Source organism: Streptomyces sp. NBC_01474 (assembly GCF_035918215.1).
Classification (GTDB): Bacteria; Actinomycetota; Actinomycetes; order Streptomycetales; family Streptomycetaceae; genus Streptomyces; species Streptomyces aureus.
The window spans coordinates 9,705,057-9,723,699 of sequence record NZ_CP109449.1 but is presented as its reverse complement, the minus strand read 5'-3'; the positions used below and the strand labels follow the sequence as shown (position 1 = coordinate 9,723,699).

Genomic DNA, 18,643 nt, shown 5'->3' with positions numbered 1-18,643 from the left:
TGAACTCCTTTGCAGGAAAGAGGGCCTTACCCGCTCCAGGCCCAGTCGGCGACCTCGGGCAGGTCGGTTCCGTGCTCGCGGATCCACGCGTGGTGCCGGGTTCGGGCGTCGGCCATGCACTGGCGTACGGCGGCAGCCCGCACAGCGAGGCCGGGAACGCGGTCGATGACGTCCATCACCAGGCGGTAGCGGTCCATGTCGTTGCGGACGACCATGTCGAACGGCGTCGTGGTCGTGCCCATTTCCTTGTAGCCGCGGACATGGAGGTTGGCGTGTCCGGTGCGACGGTAGGCGAGACGGTGGATCAGCCAGGGGTAGCCGTGGTAGGCGAAGATCACGGGTTTGTCGGTCGTGAACAGCCCGTCGTACTCGAAGTCGCTCATCCCGTGCGGATGCTCCTCGCGGGTCAGGAGCCGGGTCATGTCGACCACGTTGACGACCCGGACGGCAAGTTCCGGCAGGTGGCGCCGCAGCAGGTCGGACGCCGCCAGGATCTCCTGGGTGGGGACGTCACCCGCGCAGGCAAGGACGACATCGGGCTCGCGGTCCCCGCCGGCGGACCCTGCCCAGTCCCAGATTCCGGCGCCGCGCGCGCAGTGGGCGCGGGCCTGGTCCATGGAGAGCCAGTCGAAGCAGGGCTGTTTGCCCGCGACGACGACGTTGACGTAGTCACGGCTGCGGAGGACGTGGTCCGCGACGGACAGCAGCGTGTTGGCGTCGGGCGGCAGATACACCCGTACGACCTCCGGACTCTTGTTGAGGACGTGATCCACGAAGCCGGGGTCCTGGTGCGAGAACCCGTTGTGGTCCTGCCGCCAGACGTGCGACGTCAGCAGGTAGTTGAGGGAGGCGATCGGAGCGCGCCACTCCAGTGCCCGCGACGTCCTCAGCCACTTGATGTGCTGGTTCACCATCGAGTCGACGATGTGGACGAACGCCTCGTAGCACGAGAACAGTCCGTGCCGGCCGGTGAGGAGGTAGCCCTCCAGCCAGCCTTGACAGAGGTGTTCGGAGAGGATCTCCATGACGCGGCCGTGTCGTTCCAGGTGCTCGTCCACCTGAAGGATCTGTGCCTGCCAGGCTTTGCCACTGGCCCGGTAGACGGCCTCCAGTCGGTTGGAGGCCGTCTCGTCGGGCCCCACCAAGCGGAAGTCACGGCGGCCGGAAGTCTCCTCCATGATCCGTTCGAGGAGGCTGCCCAGGACGCGGGTGGGTTCGTGCAGGGTGGCACCCGGCTTGTCCACGGGGACGGCGAAGGCGTCGAGGGGCGGGATCGGCAGATCGCGCACGAGACGGCCGCCATTGGCGTGCAAGGTGGCGCCGAGGCGGCGGTCACCCTCGGGGACACAGGCAAGGACGTCCGCGCCGGGCCGCCCGGCGGAGTCGAAGAGTTCCTCGGGACCGTACGAGCGCAGCCAGGCCTCCAACTGCCGCAGATGATCCGGGTTTTCGCGTACGCCGGCCAAGGGGACCTGGTGGGCCCGCCAGGTCCCCTCGACCGGCTCGCCGTCGACCTCGGCCGGTCCCGTCCAGCCCTTCGGCGTACGCAGCACGATCACGGGCCAGCGCACCCGCTCGGCCACGCCGCCCTCACGGGCCGTGCGCTGCATCAGCTCGATGCGATCCAGCGCCCGGTCGAGGGCGCCGGCCATGGCGCGGTGGACCTGGAGCGGGTCGTCGCCGGTGACATGGATCGGCTCGTGCCCATATCCCCGCAGCAGCTCGTCGAGTTCGGGCTCGGGGATGCGCGACAGCACGGTCGGGTTGGCGATCTTGTAGCCGTTGAGATGGAGGATCGGCAGGACGGCGCCGTCGTGGACCGGGTCGAGGAACTTGTTCGAGTGCCAGGACGCGGCGAGCGGACCGGTCTCCGCCTCCCCGTCACCGATCACACAGGCGACCAGCAGGTTCGGATTGTCGAAGGCGGCGCCGTAGGCGTGAGCGAGTGAGTAGCCGAGTTCACCGCCCTCATGGATCGATCCGGGCGTCTCGGGCGCCACGTGGCTGGGCACTCCGCCCGGGAACGAGAACTGCCTGAAGAGGCGCTCCATGCCCTTCGCGTCACGCGTGACGTCCGCATAGGTCTCGCTGTAGCTGCCTTCCAGCCAGGAGTTCGCGAGAACCGCGGGCCCGCCGTGGCCCGTGCCCCACACGCACAGCGCTTCGAGGTCACGGGCTTTGATGACGCGGTTGAGGTGGGTGTGGACCAGGTTGAGCCCGGGCGACGTTCCCCAGTGGCCGAGCAGGCGCGGCTTGATGTGCGCGGGTGTCAGAGGCTCCGCGAGCAGCGGATTGGCCATGAGGTAGATCTGGCCCACGGCAAGGTAGTTCGCGGCCCGCCAGTGGGCATCCAGCGTGCGCAGTTCGTCGTCGGTCAGTAACGTGCTGTTCTGGTGTTCGACCTTGGGCATGGTGACTCCGTAAGTCATCGAGGCAGGTCATCGGGCGGAGGAGACGGCATGGCCGGCGAGAAGTCCGCGAAGGTGCCGCGCGCGGCGTACGAGCGGGAGCTGTTGCGTCTGCAGACGGAGCTGGTGAAGCTTCAGGAGTGGGTGCGCACCGAGGGCGCCCGGCTGGTGGTCGTCTTCGAAGGACGGGACGCGGCAGGCAAGGGCGGCACCATCAAGCGGGTCTCCGAACACCTCAACCCGCGCGTCGCCCGGACCGTGGCCCTCCCCACGCCGACCGAACGCCAACGCGGCCAGTGGTACTTCCAGCGTTACGTCGAGCATCTGCCGGCTGCTGGGGAGATCGTGCTTTTCGACCGGAGCTGGTACAACCGCGCCGGTGTCGAGCATGTGATGGGCTTCTGCACCCAGGAGGAGTACCAACTCTTCCTGCGCCAATGCCCCGTCTTCGAGCGCATGCTCATCGAGGACGGAATCCTGCTGCGCAAGTACTGGTTCTCGGTGAGCGACGCCGTTCAGCAGGAGCGGTTCAGCCGCCGGCTGGAGGATCCGACGCGGCGGTGGAAACTTTCCCCGATGGATCTTGAGTCGATCACCCGTTGGGAGGCCTACTCCCGGGCCAAGGACCAGATGCTGGTGCACACCGACACCTCGGACGCGCCGTGGTTCGTCGTGGAGAGCGACGACAAGCGCAGGGCGCGTCTGAACACGATCGCCCACCTGTTGGACTCCGTCCCCTACCACGACGTGCCCCCTCCAGTGCTCGATCTGCCGCCCCGGCCCCCGTCGACCGGCTACGTACGCCCACCTCGTGACCTGCAGACATACGTCCCCGACCACGCGGCCGGGCTCTGAGCGGGCCATGTGCTCAGCCCCGCTGCGGAACGACGACGACGGGACAGCGTGAATGGTGCAGCGCCGTGTGCGCCACCTGGCCGAGCTGAAGACCAGGGTGGCCCTGGCGCCGCCGGGCACCGACAACCAGCAGGTCGGCCCGTGTCGAGGCATCCAGCAGGACCCTGCGGGCGGGCCCCTCGGCCGTCCGTCGACGCAGTTCCACCGACGGGTACTCCGCAGCGAACTGGTTCAGCGCCGACTCCAGGATCTCCACCGCCCGCTCCTCGTGCAAACGGGCGGGTTCTCCCGCAAGCAGCAGATGGTCGACCGACTCGTGTGCTGGGCAGCGCCAGGCCCGCACGGCGTCCAGGGCGGCGCCGCGGCGTTGTGCCTCCTGGAAGGCGAAGCGCAGGGCCTCCGAGTTCTGCCGCTCCTCGCCGACTCCGAGAGCGATCCGCCGGAGCATCCCGTTACCGGCCTGGTTGTCGTGACCGCCGCGCAGCACGATCACGGGGCAGTTTGCGCGGGCGGCCACCTCGAGGCAGACCGAGCCGAGCAGCAGCTCGGCGACACGACTGCGGCCGCGCGATCCCAGAACCAGGGCACAGGCGTTCCGCCCTTCGTTCAGGAGAGCACTGACCGCGTCTTCGGGGAGCACCTCGGTGGTCACCTTCAGATCGGCGCCACGGCGCTGGGCGCGCCGTGCCGCAGTATCAAGAATGTTGTCCTCCAGCGCCTGTTCCGAAGTCGTGCCGAGGGTCTCGGCGAGTGCGGCTCCCTCATAGCGTTCCCACAACGACGCGTACACCAGCCGTAGCGGCACCTTGCGCAGTACGGCCTCATCCGCCGCCCAGTCCACCGCACGCATGCTCGACTCGGAGCCGTCGACGCCCACGACCAGGGGGAGTTCCACGGCCTTCACCTTCCTTTACCGGCGTTAGCGGAGATGCTCAGTGCCACGACACATGCCCACATCAGTGCTGTTTTCACGAGAGTCGCTTCTTCCAGGTGATCACTCATGGGGAGCCGCGGCGACAGGGGGCGGTGGCGCGGTGGGTACGGGGTGGGTGACCGGCCGGGTGTCGGCGCCGAGCGGCGGCCGCGACGGTCCACCATCAGGGAGGCGTTGCTGGCGGCTCGACAAGCAGTCGGCCGGCTTTCCCGACCGGGAGTCGTCGGTGACCTCCACTGTCGCGAAATTCTGCCGCCAGGGGCGCAGCACCTCTGTCACGGCGGCAGCCTCGTCGTCCACGAGTCGGGCGGTGACGGTGGGGACCATGGTTCCGACCTCCCGAAGGGACGAGCAGGCGCGACCGGATCTGCTACCAGCTTTGTGCCACGAGCAGCCGTGCTGCAGGGGCCGCAGGGCCCCGGCGTGGGCCGAACGGCCCTCCTGCGGGGCCCTGCCAGACCTGCATCTGCCCTTGCCGAATACCTCATCCCTGCACCTGGCTCGGTGACCAGCGCGATCGGTACAGCAAAGCGCACCGGGAAGGATCTCGGACTCTGTCGCTGCGTCTGCACTGCCTGGTCTTCACCGGCTGCTCGGCCGGCTGGCGCTTCTCTGCCGCTCCTCAGCGTCCAAGGACATCGAGCTGCTGATGCTGCGGCACGAGGTCGCGGTGCTACGCCACACGAATCCCGAACCACGCTTCGACCGGGCCGACCGCGCCTACCGCGCCGCCCCGGTCCGACAGCTACCCGGGCAACTGCGACGGCACCGTCTCATCACGCCCGACACGATCCGCGCGCGGTTCGGCTGCTGTCGGCAGGTCAGCCCTGACTGTGCCTCACCTCGCGGCGGATCCGGCCGCCAACTCAGTACCTGCTGGAGCGCCGCTGGTTCACGCAGATCAGAGGGTGGGATCGTCGAACTGGTCGAGAAGAGCTTCGGTGAGTGTGTCGCTCATTGTGGCAACGGCAGCGTTGTGCAGTGCCAGTTCAGCCCAAATGACTTTGCCACCCGGTGTGTACCGCGTGCCCCACCGCTGGGCGAACTGCGCAACCAAGAACAGCCCACGTCCACCCTCATCCGTTGTCGCTGCCCTCCGCACACGTGGCGAGGTGCTGGACCCGTCCGACACCTCGCAGATCAGGCTGCGGTGGTGCAGCAGCCGCACGCTGATCGGTGGCGACCCATATCGGATCGCATTGGTGATCAGCTCGCTGAGGATGAGTTCCGCGGTGAACCCGATGTCCTCCAGCCCCCACGCCTGCAGTTGCGCCCCACACTTCGCACGTACCGGGGCCACCGCCGCCGGATCCGGCAGCACCTCCCAGTGCGCCACCCGCGACGGCTCGAGCAACCTGGTGCGCGCCACCAGCAGCGCGATGTCATCGGCCGGGTGCGCCGGCAGCATCGCATCGATCGCCGCCTGACACGTCTCCTCCGGAGTGCGCCCCGCCCCCTCCAGCGCCCCGTGCAGCAGGTCCAACCCGGTATCGATGTCCAGATCGCGGTTCTCGATCAGCCCGTCGGTATACAACACAAGTCGTGAGTCCTCGGGCAGCCGCAGCTCGACGGCCTCGAAGGGGTGGCTGCCCAGGCCGAGAGGTGGCGAAGCAGGCACTACCGGATAGGCGACGGTCCCGTCCGGATGCACCACCGCCGGGCCCGGGTGTCCGGCTCGCGCCATCGTGCACACTCCCGTGACCGAGTCGTAGATCGCGTACAGGCAGGTCGCCCCCGTGACCGCTTCGGCGTGGCTCTGCGGGCCGTCGCCGTTGCTCTCGTCGCTGTCGATGCGGCTGACCAAGTCGTCCAGGTGTCCGAGCAGTTCGTCCGGCGGCAGGTCCAGGGCGGAGAAATTGTGTACCGCAGTGCGCAGGCGCCCCATCGTCGCCGCCGCGTGCAAGCCGTGGCCGACCACGTCGCCGACCACCAGCGCCACCCGGGCGCCCGGCAGCGGGATGACGTCGAACCAGTCCCCGCCCACCCCGGCTTCGGCGGGCAGGTACCGCCAGGCCACATCCAATTCGTCCTGTTCCGGTACCCCCTGCGGCAGCAGACTTCGCTGCAGGGTCACCGCCATCGCGTGCTCACGGGTGAAGCGGCGGGCGTTGTCGATGGCCACGGCCGCCCTCGCCGCCAGTTCCTCCGCGAAGGAGAGGTCCTCCTCCTTGAACGGCGGCGAATCCCCCATGCGCCAGAAGTTCGTCATCCCCAGCACCACACCACGCGCCTGGAGCGGCACCGTCACCAGCGAATGCACCCCGCGCTCCAGGGCCCTGCCGGCCCCGTCAGGGTCCTGTTCCCGCCACCCCCAGGTCTGTCGCAGGTCGCCCTCCAGCACTGCGCGCCCTGTCTCCAGGGCCTCCGCCTGCGGAGCCGCCGGCGCGTAGGTGATCAGCTCGCCGACCGGGTAGAGCCCCTCCCGTTCCTTGTACCCCCCACTGATTGCCGTACGGCGCATACCCGCCGTCCTGGTCGGCTCCTCGCCCCGCTCCACCGACTCCAGCAGATCGACGGTGACGATGTCGGCGAACCGCGGGGCCGCCACATCCGCCAGCTCCTGCGCGGTGCGCACCACGTCCAGCGTGGTACCGATCCGCACCCCCGCGTCGTACAGGAGCGACAACCGTTCCCGCGCCACCGCCGCCCGTCCGGTGACCGCCGCCAGCTCTGTGGTGTCCCGCAACGTCACCGCCCAGCCCGCCGGACCGCCGTACAGCGCAGTGGGTCGCATGTTGAACGCCAGCAAGCGGTCCCCCGCGCGATGCACCTCATCTGTGGTCGGCTCACCCGACGCCAGCAGCCGCGCCGTATCCTCATCCAGATTCAGCTCTGCCACCTGCCGCTGTTCCGCATCCGCCGGTAGCTCCAGCAGCCGCCGCGCCTCGTCGTTGGCCAGCATCAGCCGCCCGTCGGCACCGATGATCAGTACCCCCTCCCGGACCGCGTGCAGCACCGCGTCATGGTGCTCGTACATCCGCGTCATCTGCGCCGGCCCCAGACCGTGCGTCTGCCCACTCAACCGCCTGGCCACCAATGCCGTTCCGAGAGTGGACAAGGCGAGCGCGGCCGCCCCTGCTCCGAAAATGATCGGCATTTGCCGTGCCGACAGAGTGGTCACCCTGTCGACCTTGATCCCGGCGGACACCAGGCCGACGACCGAGCCGCGGCCATCGATCACCGGTACCACCGCCTGGATGACCGGCCCGCTCCCCTCGGGCTGGGGCAGCCCGCGGGCCCTCTCGATGGTGGTGCGTCCTTCCAAGGACGGTTTGATGGTGCCGATGAACTTCTTCCCGATCCATTTCGGGTCGGGGTGCGTATAGCGAATTCCATTGGTGTTCATGACAACGATGAAGGACACGCCTGCCCTCTTACGGGCTGCTTCGGCACGCGGCTGCAGCACGGCCGTCGGATCCCCGCTCTTCAATGCCTGGACTGTGCCCGGGGCGTTCGCGAACGTCTCCGCCGCGGTCAGCGCCTGGCGCCCCGCCTCCCGCGTACTGTCGCGCCCCGCCTGGAGCACCAGGGCCGTCACCGCGGCCGCCACCAGCACCACCACGATCACGATCTGCAAGACGAACACTTGCCCGGCGGCGGTGCGCAGACTCAGCAAAGAGCGCAGCCCCGAGCCCGCGGACTCACCTCGATCACGCGCGAGGTCAGCGAAGAGACGACGCGACTCATGACGCTTGAGGCCAAGAAATCCCTTCATAACTCCGTCTTAGCACCGTTTGAGTTCCTGAGGGTGAGCGCCCCTGGACGGTCCTGCGACACGGGACGCGAAATCGGGTGACTTGCTGATACAGGTTCTCAGTTCTTACATCACCGCAGGTCAGGTACCTACATGGACGAATCGGGGCGGCAATCTCATGGAGACGACATAGGCGCGCTGGAGGAGACCGCCTACACACTGGGCACCCTGGGCGGCGATGGCGTGGTGCTCATGCCCAACGGACGCCACGTCGCCAGGATCAGCAAATGTGCAGGCCACAGGTGCGCATCATATTTTCGAGCGGTACGGGTGCCGCCGGGCTGGTCCTGGCGGGCATCCGCAGGTCAGGCGAGGGCCGGCCCTTGGCCCGCCACGACCTCGGGTCGCAGCAGGTCGGCGAGCTTCTCGGGTGGCAACATGCCCTTCTCCAGAACGAGTTCGGCCACGCCCCGGCCGGTGGCGAGGGCCTCCTTGGCGATGCTGGTGGCCGCGGTGTAGCCGATGTGCGGGTTGAGGGCGGTCACGAGCCCTATGGAGTTCTCCACGGTCGCGCGGAGCGTCTCGGTGTTGGCGGTGATGCCGGACACGCACCGCTGGGCGAGCGTGAGGCAGGCGGCCCGCAGGTGGGTGATGCTCTCGGAGAGGGAGTGCAGGATGATCGGCTCGAAGGCGTTGAGCTGGAGCTGTCCGGCCTCGGCTGCCATGGTGATGGTGACATCGTTGCCGATCACCTCGAAGGCGACCTGGTTGACGACCTCGGGGATCACCGGGTTGACCTTGCCGGGCATGATGCTCGAACCGGCCTGCACCGGCGGCAGGTTGATCTCGCCGAGGCCGGCTCGTGGCCCGGACGACAGCAAGCGCAGGTCGTTGCAGCTCTTGGAGAGCTTGACGGCAATGCGCTTGAGCACGCCGGACATTTGGACGAACGCGCCGCAGTCCTGGGTGGCTTCCACGAGGTTCGCGGCCGTCACGAGCGGCAGCCCCGTGACCTCAGCGAGGTGCCGGCGGGCCGACTCCGCGTAGCCGGTCGGGGCGTTGAGGCCGGTGCCGATTGCGGTGGCGCCCAGATTGATCTCGTGGATCAGCTCGACGGCCTCAGCGAGGCGGCTGCGGTCCTCGTCGAGCATGACGGCGTATGCCGAGAACTCCTGCCCGAGCGTCATCGGCACCGCGTCCTGGAGCTGCGTACGGCCCATCTTCAGGACGTCCCGGAACTCGACGGCCTTGCAAGCGAAGGCGTCCTGCAGCACGGCCATGACCTCGAGCAGGCCGTGCACCGCGAACACCGTCGCGATCTTGACGGCGGTCGGGTAGACGTCGTTGGTCGACTGGCCGAGGTTGACGTTCTCGTTGGGGTGCAGGTGCTCGTATTGGCCCTTCTCGTGCCCCAGCAGCTCCAACGCCCGGTTGGCGACGACCTCGTTGGCGTTCATGTTGGTCGAGGTGCCTGCGCCGCCCTGGATGACGTCGACGACGAACTGGTCGTGCAACTTGCCCTCGCGGATCTCGCGGCACGCCTCGACGATCGCGGCCGCCTTCCTGGGCTCCAGCAGGCCGAGTTCCTCGTTGGCGAGGGCGGCGGCCTCCTTGACCGCAGCGAGGGCGTCAATCAGGTGCGGGTAGGCGGAGATCGGCGTTCCGGTGATGGGGAAGTTCTCCGTGGCGCGCAGGGTGTGGATGCCCCAGTACGCGTCGGCGGGGACGTTGCGGTCGCCGAGCAGGTCGTGCTCGCTGCGGGTGGCTGCGGCGGTCATGGCTGTGCGGATCCTCTTTCAGATGAGGGTGTACGTGCGGTTACGGGATGAGCAGGTCGAGCGCGCGGACAGGCCGGATGCCGCCGACCGCCTTGGCACCACCGAGCACTGGCTCCCCCGCGAACTCTGCGAGCGCCGCTGGGTCGACCCCGGCCCGGGCGAGGGCGGCCGCGGCCACGGGTATCCGCGCACGGTCGGCGCCGTCAGCGATCTTCACGGCGGTGGCCCGGCCGTCCGGCAGCGCGGCGAGCTGTACGCCCTCGAAGCCGTCCTTGGTGAGCAGCCCGGGCACGGCCCGCATCAGCGCGGCTACGTCCCGGCCGGAACCTGAGGCCATCTCGGCGTGCTCGCGCATCGCGTCCGCCACGCGTGCCTCGGGGGTGCCGGGCGCGGCGGTGGTGATGCGGGCGGCGGCACGGGCGAGGCCATGCAGGGAGACGGAGAACAGAGGTGCGCCGCAGCCGTCGACAGTCACCTGGGAGATGCGCTGCCCGGTGAGGTCCTCGACGCTCTCCGCGATCGCCTGCTGGAGCGGGTGCCCGGGGTCGAGGTAGTCGTCGAGGGACCAGCCGTTGAGCTTGGCTGTGTAGAGCATGGCCGCGTGCTTGCCGGAGCAGTTCTGGGCCGGCCGGGAGGGCAGGCGCCCCTCGCGCACCCAGGCATCGCGGACGACCGGGTCGAACGGCAGGTCGGGCACATTGCGCAGGTGGTCCTCGGTGACGCCGGCCAGTTCGAGGATGCGGCGAGTGCCGGCGAGGTGCCGTTCCTCGCCGGAGTGGCTGGCAGCGGCGAGCGAGAGCAGCTCGCCGTCGAGAGGAAGCCCGGCCCGCAGCATCGCCACGGCCTGTACGGGCTTGAGCGCCGAGCGCGGATAGAAGGCGGCCTCGATGTCACCGATCTGCAGTGCCACGCTTCCGTCAGCGGTCAGGACGACCACCGACCCGTAGTGGATGCCTTCGATGACATCGCCGCGTACGAGATGGGCTACCGGGGCGTGGAGGGGCTCGCGGACCACGGGGGCCGAGGCAGGCGCACTGCCGCACATCACTGCCTCGTTCACGCGTCCGCCCCGTCGCGTATCCCTGCAACCCGGCGACGCACTCCGTACCATCCCGCCACGAGCGCTGCCACGATCACCGGCAGACACAGCACGGTCGTCCGGCTCGCTCCCCCGTCGGCGTACATCAGCACGAGCACGGAGACGAGGAAGCCGATCGTCACGATCTCGGTCCACGGCGAGCCGGGCAGACGGTAACTCGGCCTGGACAGCTCGCCGTTCTGGGTCTTCCGCCAGAACATCACGTGACAGAGCATGATCATGCCCCATGTGGCGAGGATGCCGATCGCGGCAAAGTTCAACACGATCTCGAACGCGTCAGCGGGGACGACGTAGTTGAGGCCGACACCGAGGACGCAGATGCCGCTGGTGAGGAGGATGCCGCCGTACGGGACCTGGCTGCGGCTCATCACGCCCGTGAACCTCGGTGCCGAGCCGGACACCGCCATGGACCGCAGGATCCGGCCTGTGGAGTACAGACCGGAGTTGAGCGACGACATGGCCGCGGTGAGGACGACGAGGTTCATGACGCCGCCCGCCGCCGGGATGCCGATATTCGACAACACGGTGACGAATGGGCTCTGGTCCGCGCTGTACTTGCTCCACGGCAGCAGCATCGACAGGAGGACGACCGAGCCGACGTAGAAGAGACCGACGCGCCACATGATCGAGTTGATGGCCTTCGGCATGATCTTCTCGGGGTTCTCGGTCTCGCCGGCGGCGACGCCCACCAACTCGACGGAGGCGTAGGCGAAGACGACGCCCTGGATGATCAGCAGCATCGGCAGCAGACCGTTGGGGAAGATGCCGCCGTTGTCGGTGATCAGGGCCGGACCGGGGGCGTGACCGCTGACCGGGTGCTGGGTCACCAGCAGGAAGATTCCGATGAGCATGAAGACGACGAGCGCGCTCACCTTGATGATCGCGAACCAGAACTCCAGCTCGCCGAACATCTTCACCGATATGAGGTTCACGGTGAGGACGACGGCGAGCGCGATGAGCGCGATCACCCACTGCGGGATGTCGGAGAACATGCCCCAGTAGTGGGTGTAGACGGCCACAGCTGTGATGTCGGCGATGCCGGTGGTGGCCCAGTTGAGGAAGTACATCCAGCCCGCGATGTACGCGCCCTTCTCGCCGAGGAACTCACGGGCGTACGAAACGAAGGCGCCGGACGACGGCCGGTACAGGACGAGTTCGCCCAGCGCGCGGACGACCAGGAAGGCGAAGAGGCCGCAGACCGCGTAGGCGACGAACAGCGAGGGGCCGGCGTCGGCGAGGCGGCCGCCGGCACCGAGGAAGAGGCCGGTGCCGATGGCCCCGCCGATGGCGATCATGTTGACGTGCCGGGACTTCAGCGACTTGCTGTAGCCGGCGTCTCCGGCATCGACGTGCGCGTCCGATTTCCGGGTGGATACGGCCTCTTGTTGGAGGGACTGCTCGCTCACGCCTCGGGTCCGCCTTCCGTGGGGGTGTCCGTGCGCGCGGAGCGCACGATGTCGGTGAGTGTGGTCTCCACGCGGTCGAGGTGATGGGACATCGCCTCGACCGCGTCGTGTTCGCTGCCGTCGACCAGCGCCTCGACGATCGCCCGGTGCTCGCGGTTGGACTGCTCGCGCCTGCCGCCGAGTTCGTTCAGGAAGGCCGACTGGCGGGCCAGCGCGTCCCGGATCTCCTCGATGACCCGGCGGAAGACCGGGTTCTGGGACGCCTCGGCGACCGCGATGTGGAAGATCGTGTCCATCGCGACCCACGCGGTGGTGTCGGTCTCCCGCTCCATCCGGTCCAGGAGGTGGGCGAGGTGGTCGAGGTTCTCGGGCGTACGGCGCGCCGCTGCGTACCCGGCGACGGGGATCTCGATATGGCGGCGCACTTCGAGAAGGTCGCTGGCCGCGTAGTCGCCGAACGTGGGGTCCCCGACGGTGTTGGCGACGACGAAGGTGCCCTTACCGGTCTTGGAGACAGTCAGGCCCATGGTCTGCAGGGCCCGCAGGGCCTCCCGCAGCACAGGCCGGCTGATCTCCAGGCTGCGGCACAGCTCCGCCTCGGAAGGGAGCTTGTCGCCGATGGCGTACTCGCCGCGCTCGATGGCGCCGCGGAGGTGGGTCAGCACCGCTTCCATGGCGCTGACGCGCCGCAGTGCCGGTCCACCTGTCTGGCTGTCTGACAGGTTCACGGGAGTGATCCTGCGGGTAGCGAGAGGGCGCTGTCAAGAAGTGCGAAAAGAAAGCCATGGGGCCACAAAACCGGCCCCATCCCGCGCGATCAGCTGTTGAGCAGGCCCGCGGCGAGTAGACCCCGACCAGCAGCGACGAGTTTTCGAGCCCCACAGTGTGGGGTCGACCGGCGCCACCTTCCGGGCCCGGACGAAGCGGAGGAACTGTCTCAGCACGGTCAGCCGCCGCTTGCGTCCCCCGGGCAGGATGACCCAAAAGGCTTCGGTGTCGTGCACGTCGACGAGGGCCCGGTCCCTCTTGTCACGCTCGTTGACCAGAAAGCGGGCCAGGTCACGCATGGTGGCCAGGGCCGTCTCCAGAGTGCGACGGCTGCGAGGGCAAGTGCCGGTCCGGCGGGCTCGTTCCTGAGCACGCATCCGGGAGGAGTCGAAGGCTGCGACGGCTTGCCGCAGCGGTTCGGGGACGGCCCCGACGCGTCGCCCCCGTCGGCCGGCGGCGAGCGGTTCGGCCTGGTCGGAGGGGCGCCACCCTCACGTACCAGGTGACGCGGTCGGGAGACACGGTGACGGGCACCGTCGTCTCCCGACCGAGCACGCCGGACGGGCTACAACTCCCTTACCTCGCAAGGGAGTTCCGTTCCCTCCACCTCCACCGTGACCGCCCCGTCGACGGCGTCCCGGCGCACCCGGTACGCGGCGGCGGGGCTCCCGTCGTGGTCCGGCACCGTCACGGTCACGTCCCGCGCGCCCGGCGCGACGAGCAGGGTGACGCCGTCGGTCCAGTCGCCGTCGGGGCGCCCGTCGTCCGCGCCGAGCGGGACGACCGCACCGGGACGGACGAACAGCGGCAGGCTGTCGAAGCCGTGGGTCTCGCGCAGCCAGCGTCCGCCCTCGACCCGCTCCCCCGTCAGCAGCCGCGTCCACGTGCCCTCGGGCAGATAGAACTCGACGTCGCCGTCCGCCGAGAACACCGGCGCGACGAGCAGGTCGGGGCCGAGCATGTACTGGCGGTCCAGGACCCGGCACGTGGGGTCGTCCGGGAAGTCGAGGAGCATCGGGCGCATCACGGGGACGCCGGTGCGGTGCGCCTCGACCGCCGCCCCGTACAGGTACGGCATGAGGCGGTGCTTGAGGCGCGTGAACTTCCGTGCCACGTCCACCGCTTCCTCGCCGAACGCCCACGGCACGCGGTACGAGACATTGCCGTGCAGGCGGCTGTGCGAGGAGAGCAGGCCGAAGGCGAGCCAGCGCTTGAAGACGGCCGGGTCGGGGGTTCCCTCGAAGCCGCCGATGTCGTGCGACCAGAAGCCGAAGCCCGACAGGGACAGAGAGAGGCCGCCGCGCAGCGATTCCGCCATCGCCGTGAACGAGGCGAAGCAGTCACCGCCCCAGTGCACCGGGAACTGCTGGCCGCCGGCCGTCGCCGAGCGGGCGAAGACGACCGCCTCTCCGCTGCCGCGCTCCCTCTCCAGCAGCTCGAAGACGGTGCGGTTGTAGAGGTGCGCGTAGTAGTTGTGCATGCGCTCGGGGTCGGAGCCGTCGTGCCAGACTACGTCGGTCGGAACGCGCTCGCCGAAGTCCGTCTTGAAGCTGTCGACGCCCATGTCGAGCAGGCCGCGCAGCTTGCCCGCGTACCAGTCGCGCGCGCCCGGGTCGGTGAAGTCGACGAGCGCCATGCCGGGCTGCCACAGGTCCCACTGCCAGACGTCGCCGTTCGGCTTGCGGACCAGATGGCCCAATGCCAGTCCCTCGTCGAAGAGTGGGGACTTCTGGGCGATGTATGGGTTGATCCACATGCTGATGCGCAGCCCGCGCGCCTTGAGGCGGCGCAGCATGCCGACCGGGTCGGGGAAGACGTCCGGGTCCCAGGTGAAGTCGGACCATTGGTACTCGCGCATCCAGAAGCAGTCGAAGTGGAAGACGGTGAGCGGGATGTCGCGCTCGGCCATGCCATCGACGAACGACGTGACCGTCTCCTCGTCGTACTCGGTGCAGAAGGAGGTGGTGAGCCACAGGCCGAACGACCAGGCGGGCGGGAGGGCGGGGCGGCCGGTGAGCGCGGTGTAGCGGCGCAGCACGTCTTTCGGGGTCGGGCCGGCGACGACGTAGAACTCGATCGACTGGTCCTCGACGCTGAACTGGAGCTGGCCGACGGACTCCGTGCCGATCTCGTAGCCGACCTTCCCGGGGTGGTTGACGAGGACGCCGTAGCCGTGGGAGGAGAGGTGGAACGGGACGTTCTTGTAGGCCTGTTCGCTGCTGGTGCCGCCGTCGGCCTGCCAGATGTCCACCGTCTGGCCGTTCTTGACGAACGGAGTGAAGCGTTCACCCAGGCCGTAGATGTGCTCGCCGACGCCGAGCGCGAGCTGGGCGACCATGTGGTGGGCGCCGTCGGGCGTGGTGGCGAAGGCGGTGCCCTTGCCTTCAACGGCAGTCAGTCGGCGCCCTGTTGAGGAGTCTAGGAATTCCAGTCCCCACTCCCCTGCCGTGTCCAGGCGGACGGTGAGCGGGCCCGTCGTCAGCTCGGTGACCGTGCCCTCGCGGGTCACCTGTGCGCCGGCGCCGTCTTCGGCGGGCAGCAGCTCGAAGTCGGGGCCCCGGTGCCGCGTGCCCGCGTGGTGGGTGAAGCGGACGCCGATGACGCCCTCGGCCGGGGCGAAGCAGTCGACCGTGATCAGTGGCTGGTTGAGGGTGTCGCCGCGGTCGCGGACGTGCCGGACGGCGGCGTAGGCGGTGAACCGGTCGTCGGCGGCCAGGATCTGGCGGACCTCGGTGGCGTATGCGGCGTGGACCCCTTCGCGCATCAGCCAGAAACCGTCGGTGAACTTCATACGGTGGTCCCCCGTGGGATGAAGGTGAGCCGGGCCAGACGGACCTCGCCGCCGAGGCGCACGCGCAGGTCACGTACTCCGCGCGCGGTGAAGTCGGCGTCCAGTGTGACGTAGTTGTACGGGCCACCGGTTGCCGGGACGGTGACCGTGCCGCCGTCCACGATCGCGACGGTGCCCGCGCCCGCGACCGTCACGCGCACTGCGCTGACTCCCTTGGTGCCGAGGTCGCAGGCGTTGTAGAGCAGTTCGGCGTCGGGTCCGGTCGCGGTGACGGCGTCGCCGGACGTCTTCGTGCGGTCGACGATCGCCGTGCCGCGCTGTTCGTCGTACGCCGCCGCGTCCAGGCCGTCGACGAGCACAGGCCGGAGCGCGGGCTTGTCGCCGTCGAAGGTCAGGCGCGTGGTGAGGCGGATGTCCTGGCTGGAGGCTCCGACGAGGAGTTCGTACGTGCCCGACGTGACGCTCCAGCGGCCGCGGGTGACGTCCCAGTGGCCGAGGTCGGCGACGGGCACGGAGAACGTGACGCGCTGCGCCGCCCCCGGCGCGAGGGCGATGCGGCGGTGCGCGAGGAGCTGGCGGCGCGGGCGCGGCACGGGCATGTCGAGTGGGCGGACGTACAGCTGCGGGACCTCGTCGGCCGGGGTGGTGCCGGTGTTGGTGACGGTGAAGGTGCACTCAAGTGTGTCCGCGTCGCGGTGCACGAAGAGTCCGTCGTAGTCGAACGAGGCGTAGGACAGGCCGTGTCCGAAGGCGTACAGCGGTGCGCCCTCGAAGTACAGGTAGGTCTGGCGGGAGCCGATGACGTCGTAGTCGAGCAGGTCGGGCAGGTCGCTGTCGGCGGCGTACCAGGTCTGGGGGAGGCGTCCGGCGGGGCTGACGTCGCCCGCGAGGACCCGGGCGAGGGCACGGCCGGCGACCTGTCCGCCGTGGGCGGTCCACAGCAGGGCGGGGAGTTCGGTGTCCGCGTCGGGCACGGCGTAGGGGTAGGCGCCGATCAGGGCCAGGGCGGTGTTCGGGTTGGCGGCGCGGGCCGCTCGCCACAGCCGGTCCTGGTAGTCGGGGAGGGCGAGGGTCGTGCGGTCCTCGGTCTCTCGGCCGTTGATGTGCGGGTCGTTGCCCGCGACGACGATCACCACGTCGGCGTCGGCGGCTGCCCGCGCCACGGCGTCGGCGCCGCGCTCCACGTACTCGACCTGGAAAGCGGTGCCCTGCTCGGCAACCTTCACGCCGTCGGCGGCGACAGCGACGTACCGGCCGGTGCCCGTGTGCCTCAGGAGGTGAGCGTTTCCGTGCTGTTCCAGGGTGTACGTCTCCTGGACGACCCAGCCGCCGGGCTGCTCGGCGGACGCCCGCACGAAGCCGTCCTCGGCGACGGACAGGTAGCGGCCGTCGGGTGCGCGCAGGGTGAGGAGGTCGTTCCCCCAGTCGACGAGGGCGAGTTCGGTGCCCGATTCGGTGACGGTGGTGAGCGGCGGGAGGTCGGTGCGCCCGGCGAGGAGGGCGGGGTCGAGGGCGCCCTCGGCACCGCGCACGCTCGCGTCGGCGTCGCTGTCGGGCACGTACAGCCATCCGGCGTCGCAGCGCAGCCGCACCCGGTCCACGCCCTCCGCGAAGGTGACGTGCTCGGTGCCGAACCGCTCGCAGAGGCCGTCGAGCGGGGTGGAGCGGTGGATGAGGGTGCCGCTGTACCAGTCCGTCTTGCACTCGTCGGCGAGCAGGCCGACCAGGGCGATGTGGGCGGTGTCGGGCAGCGGCAGCAGGTCGTCGTTCTTGAGCAGCACGACCGCCTGCTCGGCGGCCTCCTGCGCGAGGGCGCGGTGTTCCTCCGTGTCGAAGGCCCCGGCGCCTTCGAAGGGGTCGCGGTCCTCGAACTCGCCGAGGCGCAGTCTCACATCGAGCTGCCGGCGCACGGCGGTGTCGATGTCGGACTCGGAGATCAGTCCCTGGTCGAGGGCGCGGCGGATCCGTCCGGTGATGGTCGAGGAGTCGGTGCCGTGGTCGGTGAAGCTGTCGACGCCCGCGACGAGGGCGGCGGCGGTGGCCTCCTCGTGGGTGTCGAAGTAGTGCTCGGAGTCGACGAGGTTGCTGGGCGCGCCCGCGTCCGAGCACACGAGGAGTTCCTGGCCGGTCCAGGTCCGCAACTGCTCGCGCAGATAGGGCGATACGTGGTTGGGCCGGCCGTTTACCAGGTTGTAGGCGGGCATGACGCCGGCGACGGCGCCCGCCTCGACGGGGGCGCGGAATGCCTTGAGGTCGTACTCGTGCAGGACGCGGGGGCGTACGGAGGAGTTCGACGTGTCCCTGAGCGTCTCGTTGTTGTGGGCGAGCCAGTGCTTGAGGACGGGGGCGGTGCGCCAGTACGTGGGGTGGGTGCCGCGCAGGCCGCGCGTGTAGGCGGTGGCGATGGCGGCGGTGAGGTGCGGGTCCTCGGAGTATCCCTCCTCGTTCCGGCCCCACAGCGGGTGGCGGAGCAGATTGACCGTGGGCGCCCAGACGTTGAGGCCGATCCGGTCGTCGTGCTCGCGCATCGCACGGACCTCGGCGGAGACGGCGTCGCCGATCCGCCGCACCAGGTCCTCGTTCCAGGTCGCGCCGAGCCCGACGGACTGCGGGAACACGGTGGCCGGGCCCATCCACGCAACGCCGTGCAGTGCCTCCTGGCCGGTGCGGAACGCGGCGAGGCCGACCCGCTCCACACCCGGCGTGAACTGGTGCAGCAGCGCGATGCGTTCGTCGAGCGTGAGCCGGGACAGCAGGTCGTCGACGCGCTTGTCCGTCGGCGGTGCCGCGTCCGGGTGGAGCGGGAGTCTTTCGGTCACGTGCGGGTCCCTTGGCGAAAGAGGTCAGAAAATCTTCGAAGCGCTTCGATGCTCCGTAGTCAGGTTGGCAGGTGTCAAGTGGCTGACAGGG

The 18,643-nt window shown here is 69.3% G+C and carries 12 protein-coding genes; 1 reads left to right on the top strand and 11 read right to left on the bottom strand.

Features of this window, described 5'->3' with window-relative positions:
• Window positions 1–26 precede the first annotated feature (26 nt).
• Window positions 27–2,411, bottom strand: a complete 2,385-nt coding sequence (locus OG758_RS44445; protein ID WP_326715108.1) for a phosphoketolase family protein — start codon at window positions 2,409–2,411, stop codon at window positions 27–29.
• 48 nt (window positions 2,412–2,459) lie between these two features.
• On the opposite strand from OG758_RS44445, the gene ppk2 reads away from it, so the two are divergent.
• A complete protein-coding gene (gene ppk2 / locus OG758_RS44440; protein WP_326715107.1) occupies window positions 2,460–3,263 on the top strand; it encodes a polyphosphate kinase 2 in 804 nt (267 codons plus the stop codon).
• A gap of 13 nt (window positions 3,264–3,276) precedes the next feature.
• On the opposite strand, the gene OG758_RS44435 is transcribed toward ppk2, so the two are convergent.
• The 10 genes from OG758_RS44435 to OG758_RS44390 all read right to left on the bottom strand — a co-directional run bounded on the left by OG758_RS44435 (window position 3,277) and on the right by OG758_RS44390 (window position 18,552).
• Window positions 3,277–4,158, bottom strand: coding sequence for a universal stress protein (locus OG758_RS44435; protein ID WP_326715106.1), 882 nt, complete (start codon window positions 4,156–4,158; stop codon window positions 3,277–3,279).
• 99 nt (window positions 4,159–4,257) lie between these two features.
• Entirely contained in the window at window positions 4,258–4,524 is a 267-nt protein-coding gene (locus OG758_RS44430; protein ID WP_326715105.1) for a stress-inducible protein, read from the bottom strand.
• Window positions 4,525–5,098: 574 nt separating this feature from the next.
• Entirely contained in the window at window positions 5,099–7,912 is a 2,814-nt protein-coding gene (locus OG758_RS44425) for a SpoIIE family protein phosphatase (protein ID WP_326715104.1), read from the bottom strand.
• 344 nt (window positions 7,913–8,256) lie between these two features.
• The gene (gene aspA, locus OG758_RS44420) at window positions 8,257–9,669 is read right to left on the bottom strand and encodes an aspartate ammonia-lyase (RefSeq protein WP_326715103.1); all 1,413 of its coding nucleotides are present in this window, start codon (window positions 9,667–9,669) and stop codon (window positions 8,257–8,259) included.
• 40 nt (window positions 9,670–9,709) lie between these two features.
• The gene (locus tag OG758_RS44415; protein WP_326716241.1) at window positions 9,710–10,714 is read right to left on the bottom strand and encodes an asparaginase; all 1,005 of its coding nucleotides are present in this window, start codon (window positions 10,712–10,714) and stop codon (window positions 9,710–9,712) included.
• Window positions 10,715–10,725: 11 nt separating this feature from the next.
• Window positions 10,726–12,174, bottom strand: a complete 1,449-nt coding sequence (locus OG758_RS44410; RefSeq protein WP_326715102.1) for an amino acid permease — start codon at window positions 12,172–12,174, stop codon at window positions 10,726–10,728.
• The gene (locus tag OG758_RS44405; RefSeq protein ID WP_326716240.1) at window positions 12,171–12,848 is read right to left on the bottom strand and encodes a FadR/GntR family transcriptional regulator; all 678 of its coding nucleotides are present in this window, start codon (window positions 12,846–12,848) and stop codon (window positions 12,171–12,173) included. The genes OG758_RS44410 and OG758_RS44405 overlap by 4 nt, the downstream gene beginning before the upstream one ends.
• Window positions 12,849–12,935: 87 nt before the next feature.
• Window positions 12,936–13,241 (bottom strand): hypothetical protein, encoded by a 306-nt coding sequence (locus OG758_RS44400; protein ID WP_326715101.1) that lies wholly within the window; start codon window positions 13,239–13,241, stop codon window positions 12,936–12,938.
• Between the two features lie 266 nt (window positions 13,242–13,507).
• Window positions 13,508–15,733: an alpha-xylosidase gene (gene yicI, locus OG758_RS44395; RefSeq protein WP_326715100.1), complete on the bottom strand. Its 2,226-nt coding sequence runs from the start codon at window positions 15,731–15,733 to the stop codon at window positions 13,508–13,510.
• On the bottom strand, window positions 15,730–18,552 hold the full coding sequence (locus tag OG758_RS44390) for a glycoside hydrolase family 3 C-terminal domain-containing protein (protein ID WP_326715099.1): 2,823 nt from the start codon (window positions 18,550–18,552) through the stop codon (window positions 15,730–15,732). The genes yicI and OG758_RS44390 overlap by 4 nt, the downstream gene beginning before the upstream one ends.
• Between the last annotated feature and the right edge of the window lie 91 nt (window positions 18,553–18,643).